The following is a 26,412-nucleotide window of genomic DNA, read 5'->3' as shown; positions in this document are numbered from 1 at the left end:
GATGAATACCGCGGGTTGAATCAGGCCTGCTCGGCGGCGGCCAGCAGCCGCTCGCGCGCCGGCTCGACCAGATGGTGCGGCGCCTCGGGACCGGCGGCCACCAGCGACGCGTGGGTCGGCGGATCGCTGGGAACGTGTGCGGGACGGCGCAATTCGAATTCCTTGCGCAGCACGGGCACCACCTCGCGGCCGAGGATCTCGACCTGTTCCAGGGCGACGTCGATCGGCAGGCCGGCGTGGTCGATCAGGAACAGCTGGCGCTGGTAGTCGCCGGCGTAATCGGCGAAGCCGAGGGTGCGCTCGATGACCTGCTCGGGAGTACCGACGGTCAGGGGCGTCATCTCGGTGAAGTCCTCCAGCGACGGACCGTGCCCGTAGACGGGCGCGTTGTCGAAGTACGGCCGGAAGAACTTCTTGGCCGCCGCCTCGGTCTCGGCCATGAAGACCTGCCCGCCCAGGCCGACGATCGCCTGGTCGGCCGAGCCGTGACCGTAGTGCTCGAACCGCTGCCGGTACAGCCGCACCATCTCCTCGGTGTGCTCCTTGTTCCAGAAGATGTTGTTGTGGAAGAAGCCGTCGCCGTAATAGGCGGCCTGCTCGGCGATCTCCGGCGACCGGATCGAGCCGTGCCACACGAACGGCGGCGTGCCGTCCAGCGGTGCGGGAGTGGCGGTGAATCCCTGCAGCGGCGTGCGGAACTGACCCTGCCAGTCGACCACCGGTTCGCGCCACAGCCGGCGCAGCAGGTGATAGTTCTCGATCGCGAGCTCGACGCCCTTGCGGATGTCCTTGCCGAACCACGGGTAGACCGGGCCGGTGTTGCCGCGGCCCATCATCAGATCGACCCGGCCGCCGGACAGATGCTGCAGCATCGCGTAGTCCTCGGCGATCTTCACCGGGTCGTTGGTGGTGATGAGGGTGGTCGAGGTCGACAACCGCAGTTTCTCGGTGCGCGCCGCGACCCAGCCGAGCATGGTCGTCGGCGAGGACGGCACGAACGGGGGATTGTGGTGCTCGCCGGTGGCGAACACGTCCAGCCCGACCTCCTCGGCCTTGAGGGCCAGGCGCATCATCGCGTCGATGCGCTCGCCCTCGGTGGGCGCGATTGCGGTGGTCGGATCGACGGTGACGTCGCCGACGGTGAAGATGCCGAACTGCATGGCCGCCTCCTGAGGTCTGATCAAAAGTTCAATCACCTGAACGAGCGCAGGTGCCGCGCTATTCCTTGACATGTCCACTATCGGAAAAACCGCCGCTGTGCAGCGCCTTGTCTCACTGATTCAATCAATGATTGAAACCTGTTCTGTGTCGTGGTTCACTAACCGCATGGGCGAGAAGGTGATGGCGGGTACCCGGGCCAAACTGCTGGCGGCCGCGGAGCGGTTACTGCTGACCGAACGCTACGAGGACGTCTCGGTGCGGGCGATCTGCGTGGCCGCGGGGGCCAACCCGGCCGCCGTGCACTACCACTTCGGCTCCAAGGAAGCGCTGATCGCCGCGCTGATCGAGGATCGGCTCGGACCGCTGTGGGCCGAGGGGCTGGCGGCGGCCACCGCCACCGCGCCCAGCTCGGTCCCGGCGGTGGTCGATGCGGTGCTCGCGCCGTTCGTCGACCTCGCCGCCGACCCGATGGGCCGGTTGCATCTGCGGCTGCTGGCCGGATTGATCCTGCGCCGGCGGCCGATGTCCTGGCAGCACCAGTGGTTCCGGATGGAGTCGTGGTCGCAACTGCTGCCCGAGCTGACCTCCGGCGAGGCACGCCGGCGCTGGCAGCTGGCCTTCGACCTGATCATCATGCGTTTCGGCAGCACCGAGGACTACGACATCGCGCCGTCCTCGGTGGCGACGCTACGCGAATTCGTCATCGCCGGGTTGAGCGCGCCGCCACCCGTGCCCGCCCCCACCGCTTCACAATCCGCCGTACAGGAGTAGTAGTGAACGATATTTTCGAACCCGTCGATCTGGGCCCGATCACCCTGCGCAACCGGGTGATCAAGGCCGCCACCTTCGAGGGCCGCACACCCGATGCGCTGGTCACCGACGAACTGATCGAGTTCCATCGGGAGATCGCGGCCGGCGGCGTCGGGATGAGCACCATCGCCTACTGTGCTGTCGCGCCGGGCGGGCGCACCGATCGGCACCAGATCTGGATGCGCCCCGAGGCGCTACCCGGCCTGCGGCGGCTCACCGACGCCATCCATGCCGAAGGCGCCAAGGTCAGCGCGCAGATCGGTCACGCGGGACCGGTGGCCAATGCCGCCTCCAACCGTGCCCCCGCGCTGGCGCCGACGCGGCTGTGGTCGCCGCTGAGCATGAAGATGATGCAGTCGCCGTCGGTGGCCGACATCCAGGATCTCGTCACCGCGCACGTACGGGCCGTATTGCTGGCCGAGGAAGCCGGATTCGATGCCGTGGAACTGCATTTCGGCCACAACTATCTGGTCAGCTCGTTCCTGAGCCCCCTGCTGAACCGCCGCAAGGACGCCTACGGTGGCCCCTTGGAGCATCGGGCCCGGATGGCCCGTGAGATCGCCCTCGCGGTGCGCGAAGCCGTCGGCAACCGGCTGGCGATCCTGGCCAAGCTGAATATGGAAGACGGTGTGCGCGGCGGCTTCTCGCTGGCCGAATCGCTCCGGGTGGCGTCCTGGCTGGAAGCCGACGGCGGACTCGACGCCCTCGAACTGACCGCGGGCAGTTCGCTGCTCAACCCCATGCTGCTGTTCCACGGCGATGCGCCACGGCAGGCGTTCGCCAAGACGCTGCCGGGTCCGACCCGGCTGGGGTTCAAGCTCGTCGGCAAGGCCTTCCTGCGCGAATACCCGTATCACGGTACGTATCTGCTCGAACGGGCCCGCCAATTCCGCCGCGAGCTGTCGATGCCACTGGTGCTGCTGGGCGGAATCACCGATATCGACGATATGCGGCGGGCGCGGCGCGAAGGCTTCGAATTCCTGGCGATGGGCCGCGCCCTGCTGCGCGAGCCGGATCTGCTGCAGCGCATCCGCTCCGACGCCGACACCCGCTCGGCCTGCATCCACTGCAACGAATGCATGCCCAGCATCTACACCGGCACCCGATGCGTGCTGCGGCTGGACGGCCCACCCATTCCCAGCCACTGACCCGGATCGACGAGAGAGAAAAGAGAGAGACGAATTCATGAGTGGACGTTTGACGGGCCGAGTCGCCCTCATCAGCGGCAGCGCCTCCGGCATGGGCGCCTCGCACGCGCGGGCCTTCGTCGCCGAGGGGGCGCGGGTGATGCTCGGCGATATCGCCGACGACGCGGGGCGGGCGCTGGCCGCGGAACTGGGTGGGCAGGCCGGCTACGTGCATCTCGACGTCACCGAGGCCGCCGACTGGCAGGCCGCCGTCGCCGCCACCGTCGAACGATTCGGATTGTTGAACGTGCTGGTGAACAACGCGGGCGTCCTCGACGGCGGGCCGCTGGGCACTTACACCGAGAAGCAGTGGCAACGGGTCATCGATATCAATCTGACCGGTCCCTTCCTGGGTTTGAGCGCCGCGCGCGACGCCCTGGTGGCCGCCCGGCCGGCCGCGGTGATCAATATTTCCTCCGCAGCCGGTATCCAGGGCGTGGGCGGTATGCACGCCTATACGGCCTCGAAGTTCGGGGTGCGGGGACTGACCAAGTCGGCCGCGCTGGAACTCGCGCCCGAGGGCGTGCGGGTCAACTCGGTGCATCCCGGCGGCATCCTCACGCCGATGATCGGAGTCACCGAGGAAATCGCCGTCGATCGCGGCGAGAATGTGCGGGCGCGGCTCGGCCTGCCCGCCGAGGTGTCGGATCTGGTGGTTTTTCTGGCGAGCACCGAATCCAGCTATTGCACCGGTGCGGAATTCGTCGTCGACGGCGGGATGACGGCCGGTTCGGTGGTGGGCTGAGCATCCGCATAAACTGTCGGCATGCAAATGTTCCTGGATATCCTCCTGGTCATCACCAGCGTGTTGCTGGTGTTGCTGGTGTTGCTGCACCGCGCGAAGGGTGGAGGCTTGTCCAGCCTGTTCGGTGGTGGTGTGCAGTCGAGCCTGTCCGGATCCACGGTCGTCGAGAAGAACCTCGACCGCATCACCATCTTCGTGGGCCTGATCTGGTTCATCGCCATTCTCGGCATCGGCTTCGAGATCAAGTTCGCCTGATCGGCGTGGGCGCCGCGGTCGCAGGGCCGCGGCGCCGGCCCGATCCGATCGCGATCGCTGTCACGGCTGCCACCGCCAGGATCAGCGTCGCGATCGTGAACGCGGCGCCGTAGCTGTCGCCGAGCACCGGCGCCACCACCAGCGGACCGAGCATCTGGCCGAGTCCGTAGCCGGCGGTCAAGGTCGCCGCCGCTCCCGGTCCGGCCAGATCGTCGCCGATCTCGAGGGCGAGCAGGGTGATCCCCATGAAGGTCGCGCCGAACAGCGCGGCCGACACCACCGCCGGCCAGACGCCCCCCGACAGCGTCGGCAACAGCGCGGACAGACATTGCAGCACGAGTGCGGCCACCAGCGCGGTCACCGGAGTCACCCGCCGGGCGATCAGACCCCAGACCACCGTCGCCGGGGCGGCCGCCACTCCCACCACGATCCAGATCGCGGTGCCGGCCGTCCGATGTCCGGTGGCGCCGACCGCGGCGACCAGGAACGTGCCCAGGACTATATAACCCAGCCCCTCCAGGAAATAGGTCGTCTGCAGCAGCCGCCAGGAGCGTTTCGACCGCACCGTGGCCGCGCCGGTACGGCTGCCTGCGACGACCTCCAACCGCAGGGCAGGCCAGAGCAGGACTGCGGTCAGTCCGGCGGCGGCGAGCCACAGCGCCTGCCACGACAGCACCGATTGCGCGATCAGCACCAACGCACCGGTTGCCGCGATTCCCGCACCCACGCCGGCGAAGGCGATACCGGCTGCGCGCCTGCGGTTTTCGTGTCGGGCGGCGATCTGCGCACAGCCGATGAACAGCACCGCGCTGCCGACGCCCGCGACCATCCGCAAGATGATCGGCAGTATCGCGGGCGCCGGAATCGCCATGGCCGCTTCACTCGTCACCAGCGCGGCAGCCGAGATCCGGAAAGCCCTGCCGCCGTTGTATTCCGGAAAGCGTGCCAGGGCGACCGCGCCCAGTAGGTAGCCGGCGTAGTTCGCGGCCGCCACGATCGCGCCGGTGTGTGCGCCGAAGCGCCCGGCGTCGATCATCACCGGGAGCAGTGGGGTGTAGACGAAGCGCCCGATACCCATGGCGGCGGCCAAGCCGGCCGAGGCGCGCAGGGCCGGCGCGAGCGATGCCTGACGAGGAAGCGTGATGGTCACGTCGATCCACGCTACGGATCCGGCGCGGTCCGGTGAAATGCTTCCTGTGCACGATGTATACGCTGAGCGTATGGAACTGGAATTGCGGCATCTGCGCGCGTTCCTGGTGCTGTGCGAGGAAGCCAACTACACCCGCGCCGCCGCCCGGCTGCACACCACGCAGCCATCACTGACCCGCACGGTGCAGCAGGCCGAACGGATTCTGGACTGCCGGCTGGTCGAGCGCAGCGCGCGGCGCTTCGCCCTCACCGCGGAGGGGGAGTATCTGCTCGCGGCCGCGACCCGGATCGTCGCCGACGTCGACGCCGTGACCGCCGATCTGCGGCTGCGGGCCCGGGTGTCGGTCGGTTTCTCCTGGCTGCTGCCCGACGACTGGTTCACCGAGGTCCGCACCCGCTTCGAGGCGCGCGGCGGACGGGTCGGCATCCATCGGATCGATGATCCGGTGGCCGCCGTCGCGGCGGGACGTATCGATATCGCCCTGTACCGCAAGGAGGTTCGGCTGCCGGCCGCCATGACCGGGCGGATCATCGGCACCGAGCGGCGGGTGGCGGCGGTCTCCACCCGCTCGCCGCTGGCGAACACGTCGGCGCTGCGATGGCAGGATCTGGCCGCCCATCCGCTGGTGGTCAACACCGTCTCCGGCACCACCGACGAAACCAGCTGGCCCGCAGCCGAATCCGGGCGCGAGATTGTCACCTGCACGAATTTCGACGAATGGATCGAACTGATCGCCGCGGACCGGGGCATCGGGGCCGTTCCGGAACTCGCGCGCAGCCGAGCGCCGCACCCCGGCGTGGCCTACCTCGATATCTCGGACGCCCCGCCCTCGACCCTGCGGCTCGCCTGGCGAACGCGGCCCGCGCCGGGCAGGTCGGTGCGGAGTTTCCTCGATATCGCCGCGAGTGGACAGGGGGCCGTGAGCGGTTAGCGGGCAGCCTCAGGCGGGGTGCCCGGGGGTGAGGTCGGCGAGGTCGCTGTAGCGCAGTCCGGTGGTGCCCTCCGGCGGCTTCGGGCCGCCGAGCGGTTCCAGCAGCAGACCCACGTGGTCGCCGAAATCGTGGCGCTCGAGGATCCGGCCGGAGAACCAGGCCGCGGCCTCGTCGAGCACCACCACGCCGTCGGGGCCGTGATGCCACCGGCACCACGCGAACTTGTCGATATCGTCGCCGGTCTCCGCGCCGAAGAGCTGGGCCAGGGCCCGCGACCCGGAATCGACGAGATGAACCGCGACATGGGTGGCGCCGGCCACCACCCGGTAGGTGTGATTGAGTTCGGAAACGCACACCAGGAATCGGCGTGGTTCGATGCCGACCTGAGACGCGAAGCCGACCACGCACCCGGCGCGTTCGGACTCGGTCGCCACCGTCACCACATAGATCGGAGCGTCCGCCGCCGCTACCAACGCGTCGAAATTCGCGATCGCGTCCATCCACCCTCCTTCACCGCCGGCGCCGCGCGATGCGGCCCGCCGCCTCAGGCTAGGACACCGATGGCCCTCACGTGCGCGGCACGCGACCGTCGATATCGGTGAACCCGTAGGCTTCGGCCAGATCGGCCACCCGCCACGCCCGGCCGGTGCGTGAACGCCGTCGCGGATCCGCCGCGAGCGCGACCACCGCGCGCCCGGCGAAACGCGGAGTCTCGGCCTCGTTCAGATCGAAGGTGCCCTCCCCGGGCAGCGTGATCAGCCGCCGTCCCCGCGCATCGGCCGGAACCAGCTGCAGCAGTTCGGTATTCACGATTCCCGGCCACAGCGACACCACCGTGACCTCGGTAGTGGCCAGATCGTGCGCCATATCCGCGGTCAGCCGGTCGACGGCGGCCTTGCCCACGCCGTAGACGACGTTGTGCGTGAAATGTTCGGCGCCCGGTGAGGAGATGTCGACGATCAGTCCGCCCGATTCGATGAGCAGCGGCGCCGCGAAATGGGCGGCAGCGTAATGGGAGCGCACGCCGATGTCGAAGCCGTCGTCCCACGCCTTCGGCGGCACCTCCCAGAACGGTTTGCCGAGCCAGCGCGCGGAGGCCGGGGAGTTGTAGACATTGTTGACCAGCACATCCAGCCGGCCGTGGTCGGCGCGCACGGTCTCGAACAGCCGCGCGACCGCCTCATCGTCGCGGTGGTCGCAGACGAACGGCACCCCGCGCCCGCCGAGCTCGTCGATCTCGCGCGCGGTCGCGGCCACGGTGCCCGGCAGCTGCCCGGCGCGCTCGGAGCGCCCGGTCACGTAGACCGTGGCGCCGGCCGCGCCCAGCTCCAGCGCGATGCCCTTGCCGATGCCCCGGCTCGCGCCGGTGACGACGGCGACTCGATCGGTCAGTATTCCGTTCACGACTCCGGGACACTACCGTGAAACGAGAACGTGTTCTAGTACCTGGGAGGCGCAGTGGGGCCGACACATCGGTTCGTGGAGACCAACGGGATTCGGCTGCATATCGCCGAAGAGGGCCGCGGGTATCCGGTGATCTTCTGCCACGGATTTCCGCACGGCTGGTACGTGTGGCATCGGCAACTGCCGGCGCTGGCCGCGGCCGGATATCACGCCATCGCCCCCGATCTGCGTGGGTACGGCCGCACCGAGGCGCCCGGTGGGGTGGAGGCGACCACCAATCGGGCGGTGATCGGCGATCTGCTCGGACTGCTCGACGAGATCGGCGCCGAGCGAGCGGTTTTCGTCGGCTTGGACTTCGGCGCCCAGCTGGTGTGGGAGTTGGCATTGCGTGCGCCGGAGCGGGTCGCGGCGATCATGGTGCTGAACAATCCGTACGCGCCCCGCCCCCCGAAGGCCCCCTCGGAGTTCTGGACGCGCGCCGCGCAGCGTCATTTCCTGCACCTGTCGTATTTCCAGGAGCCCGGTGTCGCCGACGCCGAACTGGCCGCGCGCCCACGCGAATTCCTGGCCCGCGTGTACTACGCGCTCAGTGGCGAGTTCCACTATCTCGACACGTGGAAGAATCCGCCCGGCATCGGTTACCTCGACGCACTGCCACAGGCGCCCGCACTGCCCTGGTCGTGGCTGCCGGAATCCGAATTCGACACTCTCGCAGACGAATTCGAACAGACCGGTTTCACCGGCGGTCTGACCTGGTACCGGGCGCTGGACCGCAACTGGGAGCTGACCGAGGGCCTGCCCACGACGGTCACGGTGCCGACCTGTTTCCTCTACGGCGAGAACGACCCGGATATGGAAGGTTTCAGCGGTCGTGACCCGCTGGCGGTGCTGCGCGCGCACGTACCGGATCTGCGCGCGGTCGAAAAAGTCCCGGGCGCAGGACATCTCGTACAGCTCGAGCGGACCGGCGCGGTGAACGACTTCCTCCTGCGTCACCTCGCCGAACTCGTCGCCGAGGATGCGTCGCGAAATTCGGCGCTGCGGTAGGGACGCCCGGTCCCGCGCCGTGTGCGGCCGGAGCGTCTACGCACAGGGCGGCGATGTGCGGGGCAGCGATGTGCGGTCTGACATGCTGGCCACGTGCCCCTCATCGACGTCACGTGCTCATCCCACGTCTCCGACGATTCGAAGCGCCGGCTGGTCGCGGAGTTACCACATATCGTCTCGGTGGCGGTCGCGTGTGCGGCGGAACCATACGACGGCTGCCTGCAACCCGGCGACATCGTCGTGCGCTGCCGATCCGCCGAACCGGGCGACCGGTTCGACATCGACGTGCTGATCGAAGTGAAGTCGAAGTGGTTCGAAGACCGCGCCGCCGATCGGGACCGCCGGGCCACCCACATTCACGACGAGGTGGCCCGCATCCTGCCCGCGGGCCACCTCGTCGGTGTGTATCTCAGCCTGCCTGTCGCCGCGTGGGCGCAGACGGAGGACGACTAGCCGGGATTGCCGCCCCGGCTCAGGGCAGTTTCGCCCGCACTATCTCAGGGCAGCTTCGCCCGCACTATCTCAGGGCAGCTTCGCCGCCGCGGCTTCGTCCAGCATCCAGGTGGTGGTTTCGCTGCCGTGCGCCCCGGCCGCCGGAATCTCGAGCGCGGACGCGCCGCCCACCGCCTGGGCCACCGCATCGGCCTTGGCCTCGCCGCCGACCACCAGAACCACGTGCCGGGCGCGCGCGACCGCGGGCAGGGTCAGGGTGACGCGCACCGGCGGCGGCTTCGGCGAATCGGTCACGGCGAGAACGAGTTCGTGCTCCTCCGCCACGGCCGCGGAATGCGGGAACAGCGAGTTCACATGCGCGTCGCCACCCATACCGAGCAGATGCAGGTCGAATGCGCCGTGCTCGGCCAGATGCGCGTGCACCGCCGCCGAGTACTCCGCGGCGGCCTCGACCGGATCCGGATACTCCCCGTCGGAGGTCGCTACCGGATGCACCCGCGCCGGATCGACCGGCACGTGATCCAGCAACGCCTCGCGCGCCTGCAACTCGTTGCGCTCGGCGTCGCCCGCGGGGACGAACCGCTCGTCGCCCCAGAACACGTCCAGGCGCGCGAAATCGATGCTTCCGGGCGCCTGGCGGACCTTCTTCAACAGGTCGATGCCGGTGCCGCCGCCGGTGAGAACCACCGACGCCGAACCTCGTTCGGCCTGAGCCCTGGTGACCACCTGCACGAACCGCACGGCTGCCGCCGTCACCAGTTCGTCGTTCCCGGCGAAGACCTCGATCTCCGGCTTACTCATAGATCACCTTCCCGATTCCGGCCAGCGCCTCGGCGTAGACCTCGTCGGCGTCCAGTCGCCGCAGTTCCTCAGCCAGGCAGTCCTTGGTCTCGCGACGGGCGAGCGCGAACCGCTGATCCGGCTCACCGGTGCGCGTCAGGGTCGCGGTGCGGCCCGTCTGCGGGCGTTCGATCCCGACCGAGACCGATGCCCGGTGCAGCACGACCTTCAACTCCCCGGTCTGCCGGCGGATCGGGCAGTCCAGTTTGGCCGCCAGCCATCCCGCCAGAATGTCGAGCGCGGGTTCCTCCGCCAGGCCCGAGACGGTCACCGATTCGATCGGCTCGTACGGCGGCACGTCGAGCGCGGAGGCCAGCAGCGCCCGCCAGAACGTGATCCGGCTCCACGCCAGATCGGTGTCGCCCGGCGCGTAGGAATCCAGCCGCCGGGTGATCGCCGCACGTGGGTCGGGCGCGTAGGTGGAATCGGTGATGCGGCGAATGGCCAAGCGGCCCACCGAATCCCGCGACGGGAACTCCGGAGCTCCGCGCGGCCACCACGCCACCACCGGAGTATCCGGCAGCAGGAACGGGATGACGACGCTGCTCTCGTTGTTGACCAGCTCGCCCTGCAGCCGCAGCACTATCACCTCGGCCGCCCCGGCATCGCCGCCGACCCGGATCTGGGCGTCGAGTTTGGTGTCGGAGAACCGGTCGCCGCGGGCGAGCACGATCACACGACAGGGATGTTCGCGGCTGGCGTCGTTGGCGGCGTCGATGGCGTCCTCGGCCTCCGAGGAATCCAGCGTGCACACCACCAGCGTCAGCACCCGGCCCATGGCGATCACGCCGTTGGACTCCCGCAGGCTGACCAGGCGTTTGGTCACGTCGCGGGTACTGGTGTCGGGCATGTCCACGATCATGGCCGCCGCCATTCGCGCCCGGTGCGGGCGAGCATCTCGTCGGCCGAGGTCGGACCCCATGTGCCGGACTCGTAGGACTCGGGCTTACCGCCCTCGGCCCAGTGATCGAGCACGGGATCGAGGATGCGCCATGCCAATTCGACCTCCTCGTTGACCGGGAACAGCGACGGCTCGCCCAGCAGCACATCCAGGATGAGCCGCTCGTAGGCCTCGGGCGAGGATTCGGTGAACGATTCGCCGTAGCTGAAATCCATGTTGACGTCGCGGACTTCCATACTGGATCCGGGCACCTTCGACCCGAACCGCATGGTGATGCCCTCGTCCGGCTGCACCCGGATGACGAGCGCGTTCTGGCCCAGCTCCTCGGTCATGGTCTGATCGAAGGGCAGATGCGGGGCCCTCTTGAACATGACCGCGATCTCGGTGACCCTGCGCCCCAGGCGTTTTCCGGTGCGCAGATAGAACGGCACCCCCGCCCAGCGGCGGGTGTCGACGTTGAGGGTGATCGCGGCGTAGGTCTCGGTGCGCGAATGCGGATCGAAACCCTCCTCCTCGAGCAGGCCCACCACGCGTTCGCTGCCCTGCCAGCCGGCCGCGTACTGGCCGCGGGCGGTGGTCTCCTCCAGCGGTTCGACCAGTTTCGTCGCCGAGAGCACCTTGATCTTCTCGATCTGCAGCTGCCGCGGCTGGAAGTTGACCGGATCCTCCATCGCCGTCAACGCCAGCAATTGCAGCAGATGGTTCTGAATCACGTCACGGGCGGCGCCGATGCCGTCGTAATAGCCTGCGCGCCCGCCCAATCCGATGTCCTCGGCCATCGTGATCTGCACGTGGTCGACGAAGTTGGCGTTCCAGATCGGTTCGAACAGTTCGTTCGCGAACCGCAACGCCAGCAGATTCTGCACCGTCTCCTTGCCGAGGTAGTGGTCGATACGGAAGACCGTCTCCTCGGGGAACACCCGGTTGACCAGGGCGTTGAGTTCCTGGGCGCTGTGCAGGTCGTGACCGAAGGGCTTCTCGATCACCACTCGCCGCCACGGCTGCGGTTTGCCCGGCCCCGGGTCCGGCGGCTTCGCCAGCCCGGTGCGTGAAAGCTGTTCCAGCACAACCGGAAATGCGTTCGGCGGAATCGACAGGTAGAAGGCGTGGTTGCCGCCGGTGCCGCGTTCGGCGTCCAGCTTCTTCAGCGTCTGCGCGAGCGTGCCGAAGGCGGCGTCGTCGTCGAAGGTGCCCTGCACGAAGCGGATACCTTCCGACAGCTGCTCCCAGACCTCTTGCCGAAACGGGGTGCGCGCATGTTCCTTGACCGCCTGGAGGACAACCTGAGCGAAATCCTCGTCGGCGTAATCGCGCCGGGCGAACCCGACCAGCGCGAAACCGGGCGGCAGCAGCCCCCGGTTCGCGAGGTCGTAGATGGCCGGCATGAGTTTCTTACGTGACAGATCACCTGTCACCCCGAAGATCACCATGCTGCACGGGCCGGCGATCCGGGGAAGCCGCTTGTCGCGCTCTTCGCGCAGCGGATTCCCCGGGGCGGCCGTCTTCTTCTGGCCGGCCATCGCGGTCAGTTGCTTCCGGTGCTCTTCAACTCGGCGGTGGTCGCGGTGAGCAGTTCGTCCCACGACTTCTCGAACTTCTCGACACCCTCGCGCTCGAGGACGGCGAACACGTCGTCGAGGTCGATTCCCACGTTGGTCAGCGCGTCGAACACGCCCTGCGCGTCGGCCGCCGTGCCCGATACCGTGTCCCCGCGCAGCTCGCCGTGGTCGGCGAACGCCTCGAGGGTCTTCTCCGGCAGCGTGTTGACCGTATTCGGCGCCACCAGTTCGGTGATGTACATGGTGTCGGGGTAGTCCGGGTTCTTCACACCCGTGGACGCCCACAGCGGCCGCTGCCGGTTACCGCCGGAGGAGGCCAGATTCGAGTACGTCGAGGTGTGGTTGCCCCCGTCGAACACGTCCTGGTAGGCGGCATAGGCCAAGCGCGCGTTGGCGATTCCGGCCTTACCGCGCAACGCGAGCGCCTCGTCGGAACCGATCTGCTCGAGCCGCTTGTCGATCTCGGTGTCCACGCGGGAGACGAAGAACGACGCGACCGAATGGATGCGGGCCAGGTCGTGGCCGGCGATGCGCGCCTTGCGCAGGCCGTCCAGGTAGGCGCCCATCACGCTGAGGTAGCGCTGCACCGAGAAGATCAGCGTGACGTTGACACTGATCCCTTCGGCGATCACGCGCGTGATCGCGGGCAGGCCCTCCTCGGTGGCCGGGATCTTGATGAACAGATTCGGCCGGTCGACGATCTTCCACAGCTCGACCGCCTGGGCGACGGTCTTGTCGGTGTCGAAGGCCAGCCGGGGGTCCACCTCGATGGAGATCCGGCCGTCCACGCCGCCGGTCGATTCGAAGACCTCGGCCAGCACGTCGCAGGCCGAGCGAACGTCGTCGGTGGTGATCGTGCGGATGGCCGCGTCGGCATCGGCGCCCTGGGCGGCCAGGTCCTTGACCTGGTCGTCGTAGGCGTGGCCCTCGCTCAGCGCGGCCTGGAAGATGGTCGGGTTGGTGGTCACGCCGACGATGCTGCGGGTGGCGACGAGGTCGGCGAGATTGCCCGAGCGGATCCGGTTGCGTGACAGATCGTCGAGCCACACCGACACGCCTGCTCGAGACAGTGCGGCGAGATTCTCGTTCTGTGCCATTGGTTATCCCTTCACCTTGTCGAGTGAGCGCTTGGCGGCATCGACGACGGCTTCGGCGGTGATGCCGAATTCGCGGAACAGGGTCTTGAAGTCGGCCGAGGCACCGAAGTGCTCGATCGAGACGTTCTCACCGTCGCTGCCGGTGAAGCGGTGCCACGGCATCGCGATACCGGCCTCGACCGTGACGCGGGCGGTGATCTGCGGGGGCAGCACCTCGTCGCGGTAGGACTGTTCCTGCGCGTCGAACCATTCCACGCACGGCATGGACACCACCCGGGTGCCGATGCCCTGCTCCTCCAGCGTAGTGCGCGCGGCGACGGCGAGCTGAAGTTCGGAACCGGTGGCGATCAGGATCACCTGCGGTGTCCCGGTGGAGGATTCGGCCAGGATGTATCCGCCGCGGGAGACGCCCTCGTAGCTGGTGCCCTCCAGGGTGGGCACGTCCTGGCGGGTCAGCGCCAGCGCCGACGGGCCGTCGGTGTGCGGGTGGTCGGCGGGCACGAAATGCGAATGCTGCTCGGCACTTTCGAGCTCCAGGACGGTGCGCCACGCGTACACGGTCTCGTTGGCGTCGCCGGGACGGACCACGTTCAGGCCGGGGATGGCACGCAGTGCGGCGAGGTGCTCGATCGGCTGGTGGGTGGGGCCGTCCTCGCCCAGGCCGATGGAGTCGTGGGTCCAGACGTAGATGGCCGGCACCCGCATGAGCGCGGCCAGGCGGACCGCCGGGCGCATGTAGTCGGAGAACACCAGGAAGGTGCCGCCGTAGGGCCGGGTCGGGCCGTGCAGGGCGATGCCGTTGAGGATCGAACCCATCGCGTGCTCGCGCACACCGAAGTGCAGCGTCCGGCCGTAGGGCTCGGCCTTCCACATACCGGTGGAGATCGACGCCGGGCCGAAACTCGGCACGTCCGGCATGGTGGTGTTGTTCGATTCGGCGAGGTCGGCCGAACCGCCCCACAGCTCCGGCAGCACCGGCGCCAGCGCGGCCAGCACCTTGCCCGAGGCCTTGCGGGTGGCCATACCCTTGGCGTCGGGCTCGAACGAGGGCAGCCCCTCGGTCCAGCCCTTCGGCAGCCGGCGTTCGCGGAGCCGGTCGAACAGCTCCTTGTTATCCGGGTTGGCCTGCGCCCACGCGTCGAACTGCTCCTGCCAGACGGCGCGGGCGGCCTTGGCGCGGTCGGCGGCGTTGCCGCGGGTGTGGGCGATGACCTCGTCGTCGACGACGAAGCTCTGGCCCGGATCGAAGCCGAGGATCTCCTTGGTGGCGGCGACCTCGTCGGCGCCCAGCGCGGCACCGTGCGCGGCGCCGGTGTTCATCTTGTTCGGCGCCGGATAGCCGATGATCGTGCGCAGCAGGATGAACGACGGCTTGTCGGTGACGGCCTTGGCGGCCTCGATCGCCTCCAGGATGCCGGTGACGTTCTCACCGCCCTCGACGACCTGCACGTGCCAGCCGTAGGCGCGGTAGCGCTCGGCGGTGTCCTCGGTCAGCGCGATGGAGGTGTCGTCCTCGATCGAGATCCGGTTGTCGTCGTAGAAGACGATCAGATTGCCCAGCTGCTGGGTGCCGGCCAGCGAGGAGGCCTCCGAGGTGACGCCCTCTTCGATATCGCCGTCGGAGGCGATGACGTAGACGAAGTGGTCGAACGGGCTGGCGCCGGTCGCGGCGGACGGGTCGTAGAGACCGCGCTCGCGCCGGGCGGCCATCGCCATGCCGACCGCCGAGGCCAGGCCCTGGCCGAGGGGGCCGGTGGTGATCTCCACGCCCCTGGTGTGGCGGAACTCCGGGTGGCCCGGGGTCAGCGAACCCCACTTGCGCAGGTGCTTCAGGTCGTCGAGTTCCAGGCCCAGGCCCGACAGATACAGCTGGATGTACTGGGTCAGGCTGGAATGCCCGCACGAGAGGATGAACCGGTCGCGGCCGGTCCAGTCCGGATCGCTCGGGTCGTAGCGCAGGACCCGCTGGTAGAGGGTGTAGGCCAGCGGCGCCAGGCTCATCGCGGTGCCGGGGTGGCCGTTGCCGGCGGCCTGCACCGCGTCGGCGGCCAGGACACGGACGGTGTCGACTGCTCTGGTGTCCAGTTCGGTCCAGTCGGCCGGATGTGCGGGCTGGGTGAGTGCGCGGATGTCGTCTGTGACTGACACGACCGAGGTTCTCCTGACCTTCTCGTGTGTGTACAACGGCGGCTTGCGGGCTGTACCCACCACCCTAGAGGTCGCCTGATCGCCGTGAGTGGGGAACCCTTCGCCCGCACCCCGTGCAGGTGCGCGGGGTTACGGTGAATGATGACAGCCGCCGCCGTACCGGGCCGACGCGATTCCGCACAGCGGCCGACGGCGGATATGTGACGTGGCCCTCGCGTCCGGACCGGCCGGGGCCGATCGCCTGCGGCACGGGCGGTTTCGCGGCGGGTGGGTGCCGGAGCACAACACGCGGGGGTCTACCATCGTCTGTAGTAGAGGCTGCGCCGCCCGCGCCGCGCTCTGCGGTGACAGCGGAAACGGCTGCGCGCGGGAGGCCCGCCATGCCGCCGAAACCGTTGCTTCCCTACCGGATCGATGCACCACCTGCGAGGAGAGACAGTGCGGATTGGGCAACAGCCGGGTGATGCGCATGGCTCCTCCGCGACGGCGCTCGCCGACCGTGTCCAGGGCAGCGGCCCGCTGTCGAAGCTGACCCGCCGGGTGCTCGCCTACATCGCGCTGACCAAGCCGCGGGTCATCGAGCTGCTGCTGGTGGCCACCATCCCGACGATGCTGCTGGCCGACCGCGGCCATGTCGACATCCGGTTGATCGTGGCCACCCTGTTCGGCGGCTGGATGGGCGCGGCCAGTGCCAACACCCTGAACTGCGTCGCCGACGCCGATATCGACAAGGTCATGAAGCGCACGTCGAAGCGTCCGCTGGCGCGCGAGGCGGTGCCGACCCGCAACGCGTTCGTCTTCGGTGTCGCTCTCGGCGCGGGCTCGTTCGCCTGGCTGTGGTGGCAGGCCAATCTGCTCTCCGGCCTGCTCGTGGTCGCGACGATCCTGTTCTACGTCTTCGTCTACACCCTCGGCCTCAAGCGCCGGACCTCGCAGAACGTGGTGTGGGGCGGCGCCGCGGGCTGTATGCCCGCACTGGTCGGCTGGTCGGCGGTCACCGGCACCATCGGCTGGCCCGCGATCGCGCTGTTCGCCGTCATCTTCTTCTGGACGCCGCCGCACACCTGGGCGCTGGCGATGCGCTACAAGGACGACTACCGCGCGGCCGGTGTGCCGATGCTGCCGGTGGTGGCGACCGAGCGCGTGGTCACCAAGCAGATCGTCATCTACACCTGGCTGACCGTGCTCGCGACCCTGGCGCTGATTCCGGCGACGGGTGTCGTGTACGCGGCGGTCGCGATCGTCGCGGGTGCCTGGTTCCTGCTGATGGCGCATCAGCTGTACTCCGGCGTGCGGCGCGGCGCGTCGGTCAAGCCGCTGCGGCTGTTCCTGCAGTCCAACAACTACCTCGCCGTGGTGTTCTGCGGTCTGGCCGTGGACTCGGTCCTCGGCTGGCACACCATCGGCTCGACGCTGTTCGGCTGAGATCGCCCCGGGCGCCGGCCCGCGCCCGTGAGAGTCCATCTCTCGCCTCGGCGCCGAAGTTCGCGCTGTACGCGGTCACGGCCCCGGCGGGTACGGCTGGGGCCGAACTGTCATTCCGTCGCCTGTGGCCTCCCGTCGCCGTAGCGGCAGGCAATCGTCCGTGCTCGGCTCAGGGGCAACCGGGCTGGAACGGATAGCACGCGTGTCCGGGCGTCGAGGGCGGCACGGTGCGCTCCGGTGCGGGAGTGTAGGGCGAGGTCGTCGTCGTGGTGGTGGTGGTGGTGCGACCGGAGGCAGGGGCGTGGCCGGGGCGCGAGCCGGAACCGCCGCCCGCGGTGCACATGGCGGCCAACGCCAGCACCACGACCAGAACGCCCAGCAGGACCAGCGGCACCAGGCCGCGGTTACGGTTGCGTCGCGGCGGCGCCGCGGGCGGGCGCGGATCGAAGGGCACCGAATACGGTTGCTGATTCTGGCCGTAGGCCGGCGCGGGGCCCGGCTGCGCGGGCCCGCCCGGACCGTAACCGGAGGCGGCGACCGGTTGGGGAACGGTGCCGGGCGCGGGTTGCGCCGCCGGACTCGGGCGAGCCATCGATACCGGGGCACCGCCCGGCGACATCGGCGCCGCGGAGGCGGCGAGCGGGGCCCCGGCCGGACCGGCTCCGGGTAGCGGTGCCCCCGCCGGCGGTTTGGGGCCGCGGGACGGGACGGGGTTCGGCGGCGGGGGAGTGTGCTCCAGCCGGGCGGGAAAGCCCTCCGCGGTGAGATCGGAATGGCTTGCCGCCGCGGCGAATCCGAGTGCGGCCAGGGCCTGGCCGACCTGCGCCGCATTCCAGGTGTCGGGTGCGTCCGCGGTGATCCGGGTGAAGTAGTTGCGCAAGGCCGCGGGGCCGTCGCCGAGCACCACATCGATCCCGTCGGGCAGGTCCCCCTGCTCCAGGGAGACCCGGCTGCTCAATTGCGGCATCACCAGCACCATGCCGGTCACCCCGACCCGCTCGCGGCCGGGCGCGCCGCGCAACAGTTCGGCGATCTCGCCGGTGCGGGCCCGGATCTCGGTCATCGGTTCGGTTCCGGCCTCGGTTCCCGCCAGCGGCGCGATGCGGTCACCGATGGTCCAGGGCCGGTACCCGGAGACGGTGAGGGTGCCGCTCGCCCGTTCGGTGAAGTCCTTGATCACGACGACCACGCAGGTCTTGGGCGTCCACACGATCGCGTCGGCGGCACCGGCCGCGACCACGGCGATACCGGGTAACGCGTGTGCGCCGGTCCAGGTCTTCAGCCAGTTCGCCACCGTCCGTTCGGAATTGGACAGCCGCGACGGGTCGTCGTTGCGAACCTTCACCAACATCTGGATCAACCCCTGACCGATGCCTGTTCTGCCGGCCGCCCCGAGCGACCGCCCGACCACCGTACGACGGTACGGCGAAGCGGGCGAATCGGCTTGGGCGGCAGCACAGATCATCCACCATCGGTGCGCCCGGGCCGTCGGCGGGTCACCTCTGCCGATGCCAGGCGAGGTACCCGTCCGGCCGCACCAGCACCTGCGTGCCCGTGGTGGCCGAGTAATCGGTGAAGGCGTGGCCGTCGACCGCGATCAACTGCCCGGGTTCGGGCTGATGGCCGGGCGCGACGATCGAATACGCCCGCACCCCGGCGACTTCCGCGCCCTCGGCCGGTGCTCCGAACGTCAGGCGGGTCGCGTGTGGGCCTCGGAACAGGTCGAACAGGCGCAGCGCACTACCGTCACCGCGCCGCAGCGGGGCGTCCGGCGCCCGGTCGCCCGCGGTCAGCCCGGCGGCGTCGGCCGCGTCGCGATAGCTGATGTCGAGTTGATGGGTCTCGCTGCCGCGGTGCATCGCGTCCTCGTGCCCCTGGAGGTGTTTGTCGAGCAGTTCCGTACTCAGGCCGAGTACTCGCCGAGCGACCGCGCGGCGTTCGGGCTCGTAGGTCTCGAGCGGGCTGGGATCGCCGCTCAACGCCGCGGCCAGTTTCCAGCCCAGGTTGTAGGCGTCCTGAATGCCGGTGTTCATTCCCTGCCCGCCGGTGGGCGGGTGCACGTGGGCCGCATCGCCGGCCAGGAACGCGCGCCCGGACCGGAACCGTTGCGCCAGCCGGATATTGGGCCGCCACACCGTGGACCACACCGGTTCCCCGACGGTGAGGTCGGTGCGCCCGCTCACTCGATCCAGCCGTTCCTGCAGTACCGCGCGGGTCGGCCGCGGATCGTCTCCGAGCGGGGCCGCGAACTGGAACAGCCGGCCGCCGGGCAGCGGTGTCAGCGCGACACCCGCGGTGGGTGTCGCGGCGGCGGCGAACCAGTATCCGAAGTCGTGATCGAGCGCGTCGACCGGGACGTCGCCGAGCAGCATGCGAATCGACTCGTCGGTGGTCCCCTCGAACGGGATTCCCAGCGTGCGCCGCACGATTCCGGCGCCCCCGTCCGCGCCGACCAGATACCGCGCCGCGACGTTTTCGGTGCCGTCCGGTCCGGTCAGCGTGGCCCGCGCCTCGTCGGTGTCCTGGGTGAAACCGGCCAGGGCGGTACCGAATTCGACGCGCACACCGAATTCGGCGAGGCGCTCGCGCAGGAGCCGCTCGGTGTCGGATTGGCCCAGCACCCACGGATTCGGATACGGCACGGCCGGGCTCGCCGCGCGGGATTCGCTCATCCGGCGTTCGGCCACCAGCGTGCCGTCGAGGTAGGCGCGCATGACGGGAGTGGGGGTTCCCGCGGCGAGCACGGCGTCGAGCACGCCGAGATCGTCGAACACCTCCAGCGTGCGGGGCTGGATACCGTCGCCACGGGACCCGGTGAACGGAGTTGTGGCCTTGTCCACGATGCGTACATCGACCCCGCGGCGGGCCAGGTCGATGGCGAGCGTGAGTCCGGTCGGGCCGGCTCCGGCGATGAGAACGGTGCGGGTCATGACAACCTCTAACTGAATCCGAGTTCACTGAATTTGAATTCAGTATCGGGTTGCTAATGTCCCGAGTCAAGGAGGTGGTGATGGCGACCGGACATGAGCAGGTCGGCAGTCGCAAGCAGCGGTCCGCGGAGACCGAGCAGGCGCTCAAGGATGCCGCCCGGCGGCTGTTCGCCGAGCGCGGCTACCTGAACACCAAGATCACCGACATCACCGCGGCGGCCGGTCGGTCGGCGGGATCGTTCTACAACCACTTCGCCGGCAAAGAACAGCTGCTCCAGGCGCTGCTGGAGGACTTCGCGGCCGAAGGGGACAGCTCCGCCGGGGCGGGCGCGCACGATCCCGATTTCACCAAGCCGCAGGCCGTCGAATTCCATATCGAGCAGTACTGGCACTACGCGCGCCGGCATTGGCCGGTGCTTCGGGCGGTGACGCAGGCGGCGCTCGTCGACGAGGATTTCGCGCGGCTGACCAGTCGGTTCACCGCCGGTCAACTCGACGAGGTGGTCGACCACGTCGACGGCTTCGAGGCCGCCGGACTCCGCCTGCCCAGCACGGCCGAGGCCAGCGTGGCGATGATGTTCCTGCTGGTGCGGGCGCTGTTGGAGGCGGTGGAGGAGGGCGTACTCGCCCTCGACGACGAGCAGGCGGTGGCCGGGCTGACCCGGTTCGTCTACCGGGGGCTCACCGGCCGCGACTACTGACCGCTCACGGCACCAGCACGATCGACCCGGTGGTCTTGCGGGCCTGCAGATCGCGATGCGCCTGCGCGGCCTCGGTCAGCGGGTATTCCGCGCCGATCCGCACCCGCAGGGTCCCGTCGGCGACAGCGTTCAGCACATCGCCTGCGCGCCAGGTCAATTCGTCACGATCCCGCGTGTAGTGGGCGAGCGTCGGACGGGTGACGAACAGCGAACCGGCCGGATTGAGCCGCTGCAGATCGAACGGCGGCACCTGACCGCTGGCGGCGCCGAACAGCGCCAGCATGCCGCGGATGCGCAAGGCCGCCAGGCTGGCCTCGAACGTCGCCGCGCCCACCCCGTCGTAGACCGCCGCCACGCCGATCCCGTCGGTGAGGTCGCGCACGCGCTGGGCGAGGTCGTCGCCGTAGCGCAGCACATGCGTGGCGCCGGCCTCACGGGACAATTCTTCTTTCGCATCGGTGGACACCGTGGTGATCACGCGGATATCGCGGGCCGCGGCCAGCTGGGTCAGCAGGAGTCCGACGCCGCCGGCGCCCGCGTGGACCAGGATTGTCTCCCCGGGCTGCGGCTTGTACACCGATTCGATCAGGTAGTGCGCGGTCATTCCCTGCAGCAGTGCCGAGGCCGCCACCGCAGCCGGAACCCCGTCGGGGACGGCCACCGCCACCGCGGCGTCCACGGCGACCTTCTCCGCGTAGCTACCCGGCGCCGCCGCCCACGCGACCCGATCGCCGACGGTGAATTCGGTCACCTCGGAACCGGCCTCGGCGACCACGCCCGTGCCCTCGGAACCCGGAATGTAGGGAACCGCCTGCGGATAGGTGCCGGTGCGGATGTAGGTGTCGATGAAATTGACACCGGCCGCCTCGGTATCGACGAGCAGCTGATTCGGCCCGATGACAGGGTCGTCGACCTCGGTCGCGACGAGCACTTCGGGACCACCGTGTTCGCTGACCTGAATGGCGCGCATGGCTTTCAGTTCTACACCCCCGAGTGCTGCGGACACCGGTAGGGCGGTCGGGCGGGCCCTACCGGACGGTAAACTCCACGCCATGAGCGAAACCGCCACCGCGGCCCCGGTCGCGCCGTCGTCCACCGTCATCGAGTCGGTCAAGAAGTTCGTCGCCGCCCACGGTGGTTCGGGTACGGCCGTGCTGCAGCCGATCGGTCGCATCGGGGTCCGCATCACCCTCGTCGGCGCCGACGGTGTGCTCGGCGATCGAGTCGTCGCGGATCTGGCCACCGCCAAGGCCGTGGTCGAGGCCGTCGACGGCCTCGCCGAAACCGAGCACTGGGATCGCGACCTGAGCTCGGTCGCCACGCCCGCGAAGGGGCACTGGGCGCGGATGGCCGGCTGGGTCGCCCGTCAGACCCGGTTCCCGAAGGCGCGCAACGAGAACTGAGATGGCTCTGCGGCATCGGGTGATCGCCGCCGCGACGGCCGGTGCGGCCGCGGTCCTGACGATGGTCGTACCCGCGCGAGCCGAGGACCCGGCGACCGTGCGGGTGTGCACCACCGGCGACTATCCGCCCTATTCGGTGACCGACGGCCACGGCGGTTACCGCGGCATCGATATCGACCTGGTCCGCGACATGGCACAGTTGCTGGGGCGCCAGGTGCGGTTCGTGCCGACCACCTGGGCGTCGATGGGCGGCGATTTCGCCGCGCGCGCTTGTGATCTCGCGGTCGGCGGAATTTCCGACGCCGCTGCCCGGCGCGCGTATGCCGACTTCTCGCTGAGCTACGGCACCGACGGCAAGACCCCGATCGTGCGTGCCGACGATGCCGGAAAGTACGCGACGATCGAGCAGATCGATCAGCCACAGGTACGGGTGATCGTCAACCGCGGCGGCACCAACGAGCAATTCGCCCGCACGCACTTCCCGCATGCGCAGCTGACCGTATGGCCGGACAACGTCACCATCTTCGACCAGATCGTCGCCGGTCGCGCAGATGTCTTCGTCACCGATTCGGTGGAGGGCCGCTATCGCGTGCGGCAGCATCCCGAGCTGCGGGTACTGCACCCGGAGACGCCCTTCGACTCCTTCGGCAAGGTGTTCCTGCTGCCGAAGAACGACGTCCCGGCCGCGGTGACGATCGACTCCTGGCTGGCGAGTCAGCTCGCCACCGGGGGAATCGACCGGCGTGTCGCGGAATGGATCGGACCGCACGCCACCGCCTGAGCGACGCGCGACCATAATCGACCGGGTGACGGATAAAGCGGCGAGCCGGACCGCGGTCCTGGTCTGTCAGGGCCGGGCCGTGGCCGACGGGCGACTGGCGGCCGGACGATTCTCGGATCCCATTGCGGCACAACTGCTTCACGACGACGAACGCGCGGCGGTGCGGCGCGCGCGAGCACCGCAGCCACCCGGCGGCTGGCGGGAGCGGCTCGAATTCGAGATGCTCACGGCCACGGCCGCCGTGCTGGCCACCCGCACCGTCGTCATCGACGAGGCGATCCGTGAGGCGTCGGCCGCGCAGCTGGTACTGCTCGGCGCCGGGCTCGACGGACGGGCCTGGCGGACCGGCGAACCCGCCGCCGATGTCTTCGAAGTGGATCATCCTGCCTCGCAACGGGACAAGCGCGAACGGGTAGGTGCGCTGGTTCCGGTCGCGAAGTCGCTGACCTATGTGCCGGTGGAATTCGGCCGCGACGACCTGGGGGCGCGCCTGGCCGAGGCGGGCCATCGCGCGGACGTGACGACCACCTGGGTGTGGGAGGGTGTGCTGCCGTATCTCACCCAGCCGCAGGTCGAATCGACGCTGGCCGTCGTCGCGGCGCGCAGCGCGCACGGCAGCCGATTGATCGCGACCTATCCCACCCCGAACCGCTTCGCCGCACTCGGTCGTGCCGGTATGCGTCTCTACAGCAAACTGGCCGGCGCCCGGGACCCGCTCGCCGACGAGCCGCACGTGTCGGCGTGGTCGCCCGCTGAGATGGCCGCGCTGACAACGCGTTACGGGCTCACGGTCACCGCGGATGTGGAGCTGATCGAGGTGGCGCGCCGGCTCGATGTGCCGGCCCGGCAGTCCCGCGCCTACGGACTGGGGCGCGCCCTGGTCGCCGACCGCGTCTGATCGCGATCAGCCGCAGCAGCCGCCGCCGCAGCAACCGCCGCCGGACGGTGCGCCCGATCCCGCGGCCTTGCCGGTGAGGCGACCGTGGTGAGCAGTTTGACGGTGTCGCGGTGGCCACCCGGGCAGACCGCCGGGTCGCCGGATTCGCTCATCGGCCGGGTCAATTCGAACGATTCCGTGCACTCACGGCAGCGGTAGGCGTAGGTCGGCATGGGGAGATTATGTCGCGTCTGCGGCGGACCGGATCGCCAGGGCCCGGGCCGGTTCGCTCGACCTCCGGCCGCGATCGTCGGTGGGCGCGAAGACGTCCCGGGCGAATCGTGACGGCGTCACCTACCTCTCTGATTCCGGCATCCGAGCCGCTCGGCCGTGTTACTGTCCCGGACACATGTCCGGCATGGTGTCCGGGCGAAGGGAGTCCGCGGATGACGCCAATGGCAGAGGTGGTGGTGGGCGCCGAGCAGATCACCGCGCAGTGGTTGAGCCGGGTGCTGTCGGCGCCGGTGCGCGCGGTGACCGCGACTCCGGTCGGCACCGGTCAGATGGGTTCGGTGTTCCGGCTCGAGATCGACGGCGAATCGACGCCCGCACGGTTGATGGCGAAATTGCCTGTCGCCGACCCCGCGGCGCGTGCCATGGTCGCGGGCGCCTATCGGCAGGAGATCCGCTTCTACCGCGAGATCGCGCCCACCGTCGCGGTAAGGGCGCCCACCTGTCATTTCGCCGAATTCGCCGGTGACGGAGCGGAATTCACACTGCTGCTCGACGATCTCGCACCGGCGCGCCAAGGCGATCAGATCGCGGGATGCACGGTGGCGCAGGCGGAGGCGGCGGTCCGGAATCTGGCGGGACTGCACGGCCCCCGCTGGTGCGATCCCGCCCTGCCCGCCATCGAGGGACTGAACGTCAGCGGTGCGGCCGAGGCGCAGGCCCTGTCGGAGCTGTACGGTCCGGCAACGGAGATCTTCCTCGAGCGCCTGGGGGAACGGCTGTCTCCGGCCGACCACGACACCTTGCGCGCCTGCGTTCCCGGTATCGCCGACTGGCTGCTCGCCGCGCCCGATCGTTTCGCGCCGGTCCACGGCGATTACCGCCTGGACAATCTGATGTTCTCCGGTGACAGCGGCGACGTCGAGGTGTGGGCGCTCGACTGGCAGACCCTCGGCCTCGGATTACCGGCGCGTGACCTGGCCTATTTCGTCGCCACCGGTCTCGATCCGGATATCCGGCGTGCGCACGAGGGCTCTATTATCGAAACCTATTGGCGCGCATTGTGTTCCTACGGTGTCGGCGATTACACACTGGATCAGTGCCGCCGCGACTACGGTTTCGCCCTCGTGCAGGGGCCGCTGGTGGCGGTGTTCGGCGCCGCCTACGGCACGCCGACGCCGCGCGGGGACGAGATGTTCGCCGCGATGGTGCGCCGCAGCTGCGCCGCTATTCGTGAGTGGGAGGCACTCGGCCGGACACCGGCCTAGCGCGAGCGCTCATCGGCGTAACTCGACCGCGAGTCCGCGCGCGACGGAATCGCCGCCACCGGGCCGTGTCCCATCCGGTTCACACGGCGCGCGCGGCTGCTTCGGGGGTGGGCGCGGTGACCTGTTCGCGGGTGTGCATCGAGGCCCACAACGCGGCCGTCGCGACGATGCACGCGGTGGCTCCGCCGACGTGGAAGACCACCAGCGCCGCGGGAACGTGCGTGAAGTATTGGACGATGCCGAGCAGAGCCTGGGCGCAGACCGTGGCGATCACGACGATCAGACGCACCCGGATCGCGCGGGTCATACCCACCGCGGCCAGCCCGAAGCCGAGGCCGACCAGCAGCGCCAGATACGCCACGAGCAATTCGGCGTGGGCGTGCACCAGGGTGACGATCTCGATCTGCAGGCGCGCCACCGGCCGCTCGGTGCTCTTGTCCCCGGCGTGGGGTCCCGCGCCGGTCACCAGGGTGCCCGCGATGAGGGTGCCGGTCATCGCGACCGCGCTCAGTGCGGTGAGCCAGCGCAACGGCGCCGGGACCTGGACGACGTCGACTCCGTCGTCGGGTTCGCCGACCTTGGCGAACAGCAGCGTCGCCAGCCACACCATCAGCATCGAGGCCAGCAGATGGACCGACACCGTCCACCACAGCAGCCCGCTGCGCACGGTGATCCCGCCGATCACGGCCTGCAGGACGGTGCCGCCGGGCATCAGCCAGGCGTAGATCACGACCTCGCGCCGTCGCCGCGCCCGGATCACGGCGAGCACGATCAGTGCCGCGCACAGCGTCACCGCGAAGGTGAGCATGCGGTTGGAGAATTCCACCGCCTGGTGGATCGCGGGAACTTCGGCGTGTGCGGTGGGGGTGAAGCTGCCGGGGAAGCATTGTGGCCAGGTCGGGCAGCCGAGGCCGGAGGAGGTGACGCGCACGATCGCGCCGGTCACCGAGATGCCCGCCTGGGACAGGATCACCGCCAACGCGATGATGCGCTGCACCCGCAGGGAGGGCAGCGGCAGAAAGTCGACGAGTCGCACAAACGCGCGTGACAGCACGAAACGATGGTAGACGCAGCCGGATCCGCGCCCGCACGGGGGCTACTACGTTG

General features: G+C 69.3%; 27 protein-coding genes. 13 read left to right on the top strand and 14 right to left on the bottom strand.

The annotated features are described in order from the left end of the window. Positions 1–20: 20 nt before the first annotated feature. Positions 21–1,160, bottom strand: coding sequence for an LLM class flavin-dependent oxidoreductase (locus NMI01S_RS14755; RefSeq protein WP_062997627.1), 1,140 nt, complete (start codon positions 1,158–1,160; stop codon positions 21–23). A 166-nt stretch (positions 1,161–1,326) separates the two neighbouring features. Here NMI01S_RS14755 and NMI01S_RS14750 point away from each other — a divergent pair, with 166 nt between their 5' ends. The 4 genes from NMI01S_RS14750 to secG are packed head-to-tail and all read left to right on the top strand — an operon-like array spanning position 1,327 to position 4,158. Beyond that, positions 1,327–1,932 (top strand): TetR/AcrR family transcriptional regulator, encoded by a 606-nt coding sequence (locus NMI01S_RS14750; RefSeq protein WP_062997625.1) that lies wholly within the window; start codon positions 1,327–1,329, stop codon positions 1,930–1,932. Between the two features lie 2 nt (positions 1,933–1,934). After that, on the top strand, positions 1,935–3,119 hold the full coding sequence (locus NMI01S_RS14745) for an NADH:flavin oxidoreductase (protein ID WP_062997623.1): 1,185 nt from the start codon (positions 1,935–1,937) through the stop codon (positions 3,117–3,119). 37 nt (positions 3,120–3,156) lie between these two features. After that, positions 3,157–3,903, top strand: coding sequence for an SDR family oxidoreductase (locus NMI01S_RS14740; RefSeq protein WP_062997622.1), 747 nt, complete (start codon positions 3,157–3,159; stop codon positions 3,901–3,903). A 21-nt stretch (positions 3,904–3,924) separates the two neighbouring features. Beyond that, positions 3,925–4,158, top strand: coding sequence for a preprotein translocase subunit SecG (gene secG / locus NMI01S_RS14735; RefSeq protein ID WP_030518417.1), 234 nt, complete (start codon positions 3,925–3,927; stop codon positions 4,156–4,158). On the opposite strand, the gene NMI01S_RS14730 is transcribed toward secG, so the two are convergent. Beyond that, positions 4,145–5,308: a YbfB/YjiJ family MFS transporter gene (locus tag NMI01S_RS14730; RefSeq protein ID WP_245716869.1), complete on the bottom strand. Its 1,164-nt coding sequence runs from the start codon at positions 5,306–5,308 to the stop codon at positions 4,145–4,147. The two genes, secG and NMI01S_RS14730, sit on opposite strands and share 14 nt — an antisense overlap. 70 nt (positions 5,309–5,378) lie before the next feature. On the opposite strand from NMI01S_RS14730, the gene NMI01S_RS14725 reads away from it, so the two are divergent. Beyond that, a complete protein-coding gene (locus tag NMI01S_RS14725; protein ID WP_062997620.1) occupies positions 5,379–6,239 on the top strand; it encodes a LysR family transcriptional regulator in 861 nt (286 codons plus the stop codon). 9 nt (positions 6,240–6,248) lie between these two features. On the opposite strand, the gene NMI01S_RS14720 is transcribed toward NMI01S_RS14725, so the two are convergent. Next, a complete protein-coding gene (locus tag NMI01S_RS14720) occupies positions 6,249–6,740 on the bottom strand; it encodes a flavin reductase family protein (protein ID WP_062997618.1) in 492 nt (163 codons plus the stop codon). A 67-nt stretch (positions 6,741–6,807) separates the two neighbouring features. Continuing rightward, positions 6,808–7,644: an SDR family NAD(P)-dependent oxidoreductase gene (locus NMI01S_RS14715; RefSeq protein WP_062997616.1), complete on the bottom strand. Its 837-nt coding sequence runs from the start codon at positions 7,642–7,644 to the stop codon at positions 6,808–6,810. A gap of 54 nt (positions 7,645–7,698) precedes the next feature. Between NMI01S_RS14715 and NMI01S_RS14710 the strand changes: the two genes are divergently transcribed. Together NMI01S_RS14710 and NMI01S_RS14705 are read left to right on the top strand one after the other, a co-directional pair. Then, positions 7,699–8,691, top strand: coding sequence for an alpha/beta fold hydrolase (locus tag NMI01S_RS14710; RefSeq protein WP_062997614.1), 993 nt, complete (start codon positions 7,699–7,701; stop codon positions 8,689–8,691). A gap of 93 nt (positions 8,692–8,784) precedes the next feature. Continuing rightward, entirely contained in the window at positions 8,785–9,144 is a 360-nt protein-coding gene (locus NMI01S_RS14705) for a hypothetical protein (protein WP_062997612.1), read from the top strand. A 69-nt stretch (positions 9,145–9,213) separates the two neighbouring features. Here NMI01S_RS14705 and pgl read toward each other — a convergent pair whose 3' ends face one another. Genes pgl through tkt form a run of 5 tightly spaced genes read right to left on the bottom strand, consistent with a single transcriptional unit; the run spans position 9,214 to position 15,689 of the window. Then, positions 9,214–9,945, bottom strand: coding sequence for a 6-phosphogluconolactonase (pgl, locus tag NMI01S_RS14700; RefSeq protein ID WP_062997610.1), 732 nt, complete (start codon positions 9,943–9,945; stop codon positions 9,214–9,216). Next, positions 9,938–10,846, bottom strand: a complete 909-nt coding sequence (gene opcA, locus NMI01S_RS14695) for a glucose-6-phosphate dehydrogenase assembly protein OpcA (protein ID WP_174554526.1) — start codon at positions 10,844–10,846, stop codon at positions 9,938–9,940. The genes pgl and opcA overlap by 8 nt, the downstream gene beginning before the upstream one ends. Continuing rightward, the gene (gene zwf, locus NMI01S_RS14690) at positions 10,843–12,405 is read right to left on the bottom strand and encodes a glucose-6-phosphate dehydrogenase (RefSeq protein WP_062997606.1); all 1,563 of its coding nucleotides are present in this window, start codon (positions 12,403–12,405) and stop codon (positions 10,843–10,845) included. Before zwf ends, opcA begins: the two co-directional genes overlap by 4 nt. Before the next feature lie 5 nt (positions 12,406–12,410). Further along, positions 12,411–13,541 (bottom strand): transaldolase, encoded by a 1,131-nt coding sequence (gene tal, locus NMI01S_RS14685; protein ID WP_062997604.1) that lies wholly within the window; start codon positions 13,539–13,541, stop codon positions 12,411–12,413. 3 nt (positions 13,542–13,544) lie between these two features. Further along, a complete protein-coding gene (gene tkt / locus NMI01S_RS14680; RefSeq protein WP_062997602.1) occupies positions 13,545–15,689 on the bottom strand; it encodes a transketolase in 2,145 nt (714 codons plus the stop codon). 438 nt (positions 15,690–16,127) lie between these two features. Between tkt and NMI01S_RS14675 the strand changes: the two genes are divergently transcribed. Beyond that, positions 16,128–17,114, top strand: a complete 987-nt coding sequence (locus tag NMI01S_RS14675) for a heme o synthase (RefSeq protein ID WP_039778891.1) — start codon at positions 16,128–16,130, stop codon at positions 17,112–17,114. 169 nt (positions 17,115–17,283) lie between these two features. Here NMI01S_RS14675 and NMI01S_RS14670 read toward each other — a convergent pair whose 3' ends face one another. Beyond that, the gene (locus tag NMI01S_RS14670; RefSeq protein WP_062997600.1) at positions 17,284–18,465 is read right to left on the bottom strand and encodes a hypothetical protein; all 1,182 of its coding nucleotides are present in this window, start codon (positions 18,463–18,465) and stop codon (positions 17,284–17,286) included. A 145-nt stretch (positions 18,466–18,610) separates the two neighbouring features. Beyond that, a complete protein-coding gene (locus tag NMI01S_RS14665) occupies positions 18,611–20,044 on the bottom strand; it encodes an FAD-dependent monooxygenase (protein WP_062997598.1) in 1,434 nt (477 codons plus the stop codon). A gap of 80 nt (positions 20,045–20,124) precedes the next feature. Between NMI01S_RS14665 and NMI01S_RS14660 the strand changes: the two genes are divergently transcribed. Then, positions 20,125–20,745 carry a TetR/AcrR family transcriptional regulator gene (locus tag NMI01S_RS14660; RefSeq protein WP_062997649.1) on the top strand — a complete coding sequence of 207 codons (621 nt, stop codon included), beginning with the start codon at positions 20,125–20,127 and terminating at the stop codon, positions 20,743–20,745. 4 nt (positions 20,746–20,749) lie between these two features. On the opposite strand, the gene NMI01S_RS14655 is transcribed toward NMI01S_RS14660, so the two are convergent. Continuing rightward, positions 20,750–21,715, bottom strand: coding sequence for a quinone oxidoreductase family protein (locus NMI01S_RS14655; RefSeq protein ID WP_062997596.1), 966 nt, complete (start codon positions 21,713–21,715; stop codon positions 20,750–20,752). An 82-nt stretch (positions 21,716–21,797) separates the two neighbouring features. On the opposite strand from NMI01S_RS14655, the gene NMI01S_RS14650 reads away from it, so the two are divergent. The 3 genes from NMI01S_RS14650 to NMI01S_RS14640 are packed head-to-tail and all read left to right on the top strand — an operon-like array spanning position 21,798 to position 23,827. Continuing rightward, positions 21,798–22,148: a hypothetical protein gene (locus tag NMI01S_RS14650; protein WP_062997594.1), complete on the top strand. Its 351-nt coding sequence runs from the start codon at positions 21,798–21,800 to the stop codon at positions 22,146–22,148. Between the two features lies 1 nt (position 22,149). Then, positions 22,150–22,929, top strand: a complete 780-nt coding sequence (locus NMI01S_RS14645; RefSeq protein ID WP_062997592.1) for a transporter substrate-binding domain-containing protein — start codon at positions 22,150–22,152, stop codon at positions 22,927–22,929. A 25-nt stretch (positions 22,930–22,954) separates the two neighbouring features. Beyond that, the gene (locus tag NMI01S_RS14640; RefSeq protein WP_218021022.1) at positions 22,955–23,827 is read left to right on the top strand and encodes a class I SAM-dependent methyltransferase; all 873 of its coding nucleotides are present in this window, start codon (positions 22,955–22,957) and stop codon (positions 23,825–23,827) included. Here NMI01S_RS14640 and NMI01S_RS14635 read toward each other — a convergent pair. Further along, the gene (locus NMI01S_RS14635) at positions 23,788–24,039 is read right to left on the bottom strand and encodes an FmdB family zinc ribbon protein (RefSeq protein WP_062997590.1); all 252 of its coding nucleotides are present in this window, start codon (positions 24,037–24,039) and stop codon (positions 23,788–23,790) included. The two genes, NMI01S_RS14640 and NMI01S_RS14635, sit on opposite strands and share 40 nt — an antisense overlap. A 213-nt stretch (positions 24,040–24,252) precedes the next feature. Between NMI01S_RS14635 and NMI01S_RS14630 the strand changes: the two genes are divergently transcribed. After that, positions 24,253–25,305: a phosphotransferase gene (locus NMI01S_RS14630; RefSeq protein ID WP_245716868.1), complete on the top strand. Its 1,053-nt coding sequence runs from the start codon at positions 24,253–24,255 to the stop codon at positions 25,303–25,305. A gap of 79 nt (positions 25,306–25,384) precedes the next feature. Here NMI01S_RS14630 and NMI01S_RS14625 read toward each other — a convergent pair whose 3' ends face one another. Continuing rightward, on the bottom strand, positions 25,385–26,359 hold the full coding sequence (locus NMI01S_RS14625; protein ID WP_062997587.1) for a COX15/CtaA family protein: 975 nt from the start codon (positions 26,357–26,359) through the stop codon (positions 25,385–25,387). Positions 26,360–26,412: the final 53 nt, after the last annotated feature.

The organism is Nocardia mikamii NBRC 108933 (assembly GCF_001613505.1).
GTDB classification, from domain to species: Bacteria; Actinomycetota; Actinomycetes; order Mycobacteriales; family Mycobacteriaceae; genus Nocardia; species Nocardia mikamii.
This window is presented reverse-complemented; position numbering and strand designations above follow the sequence as displayed.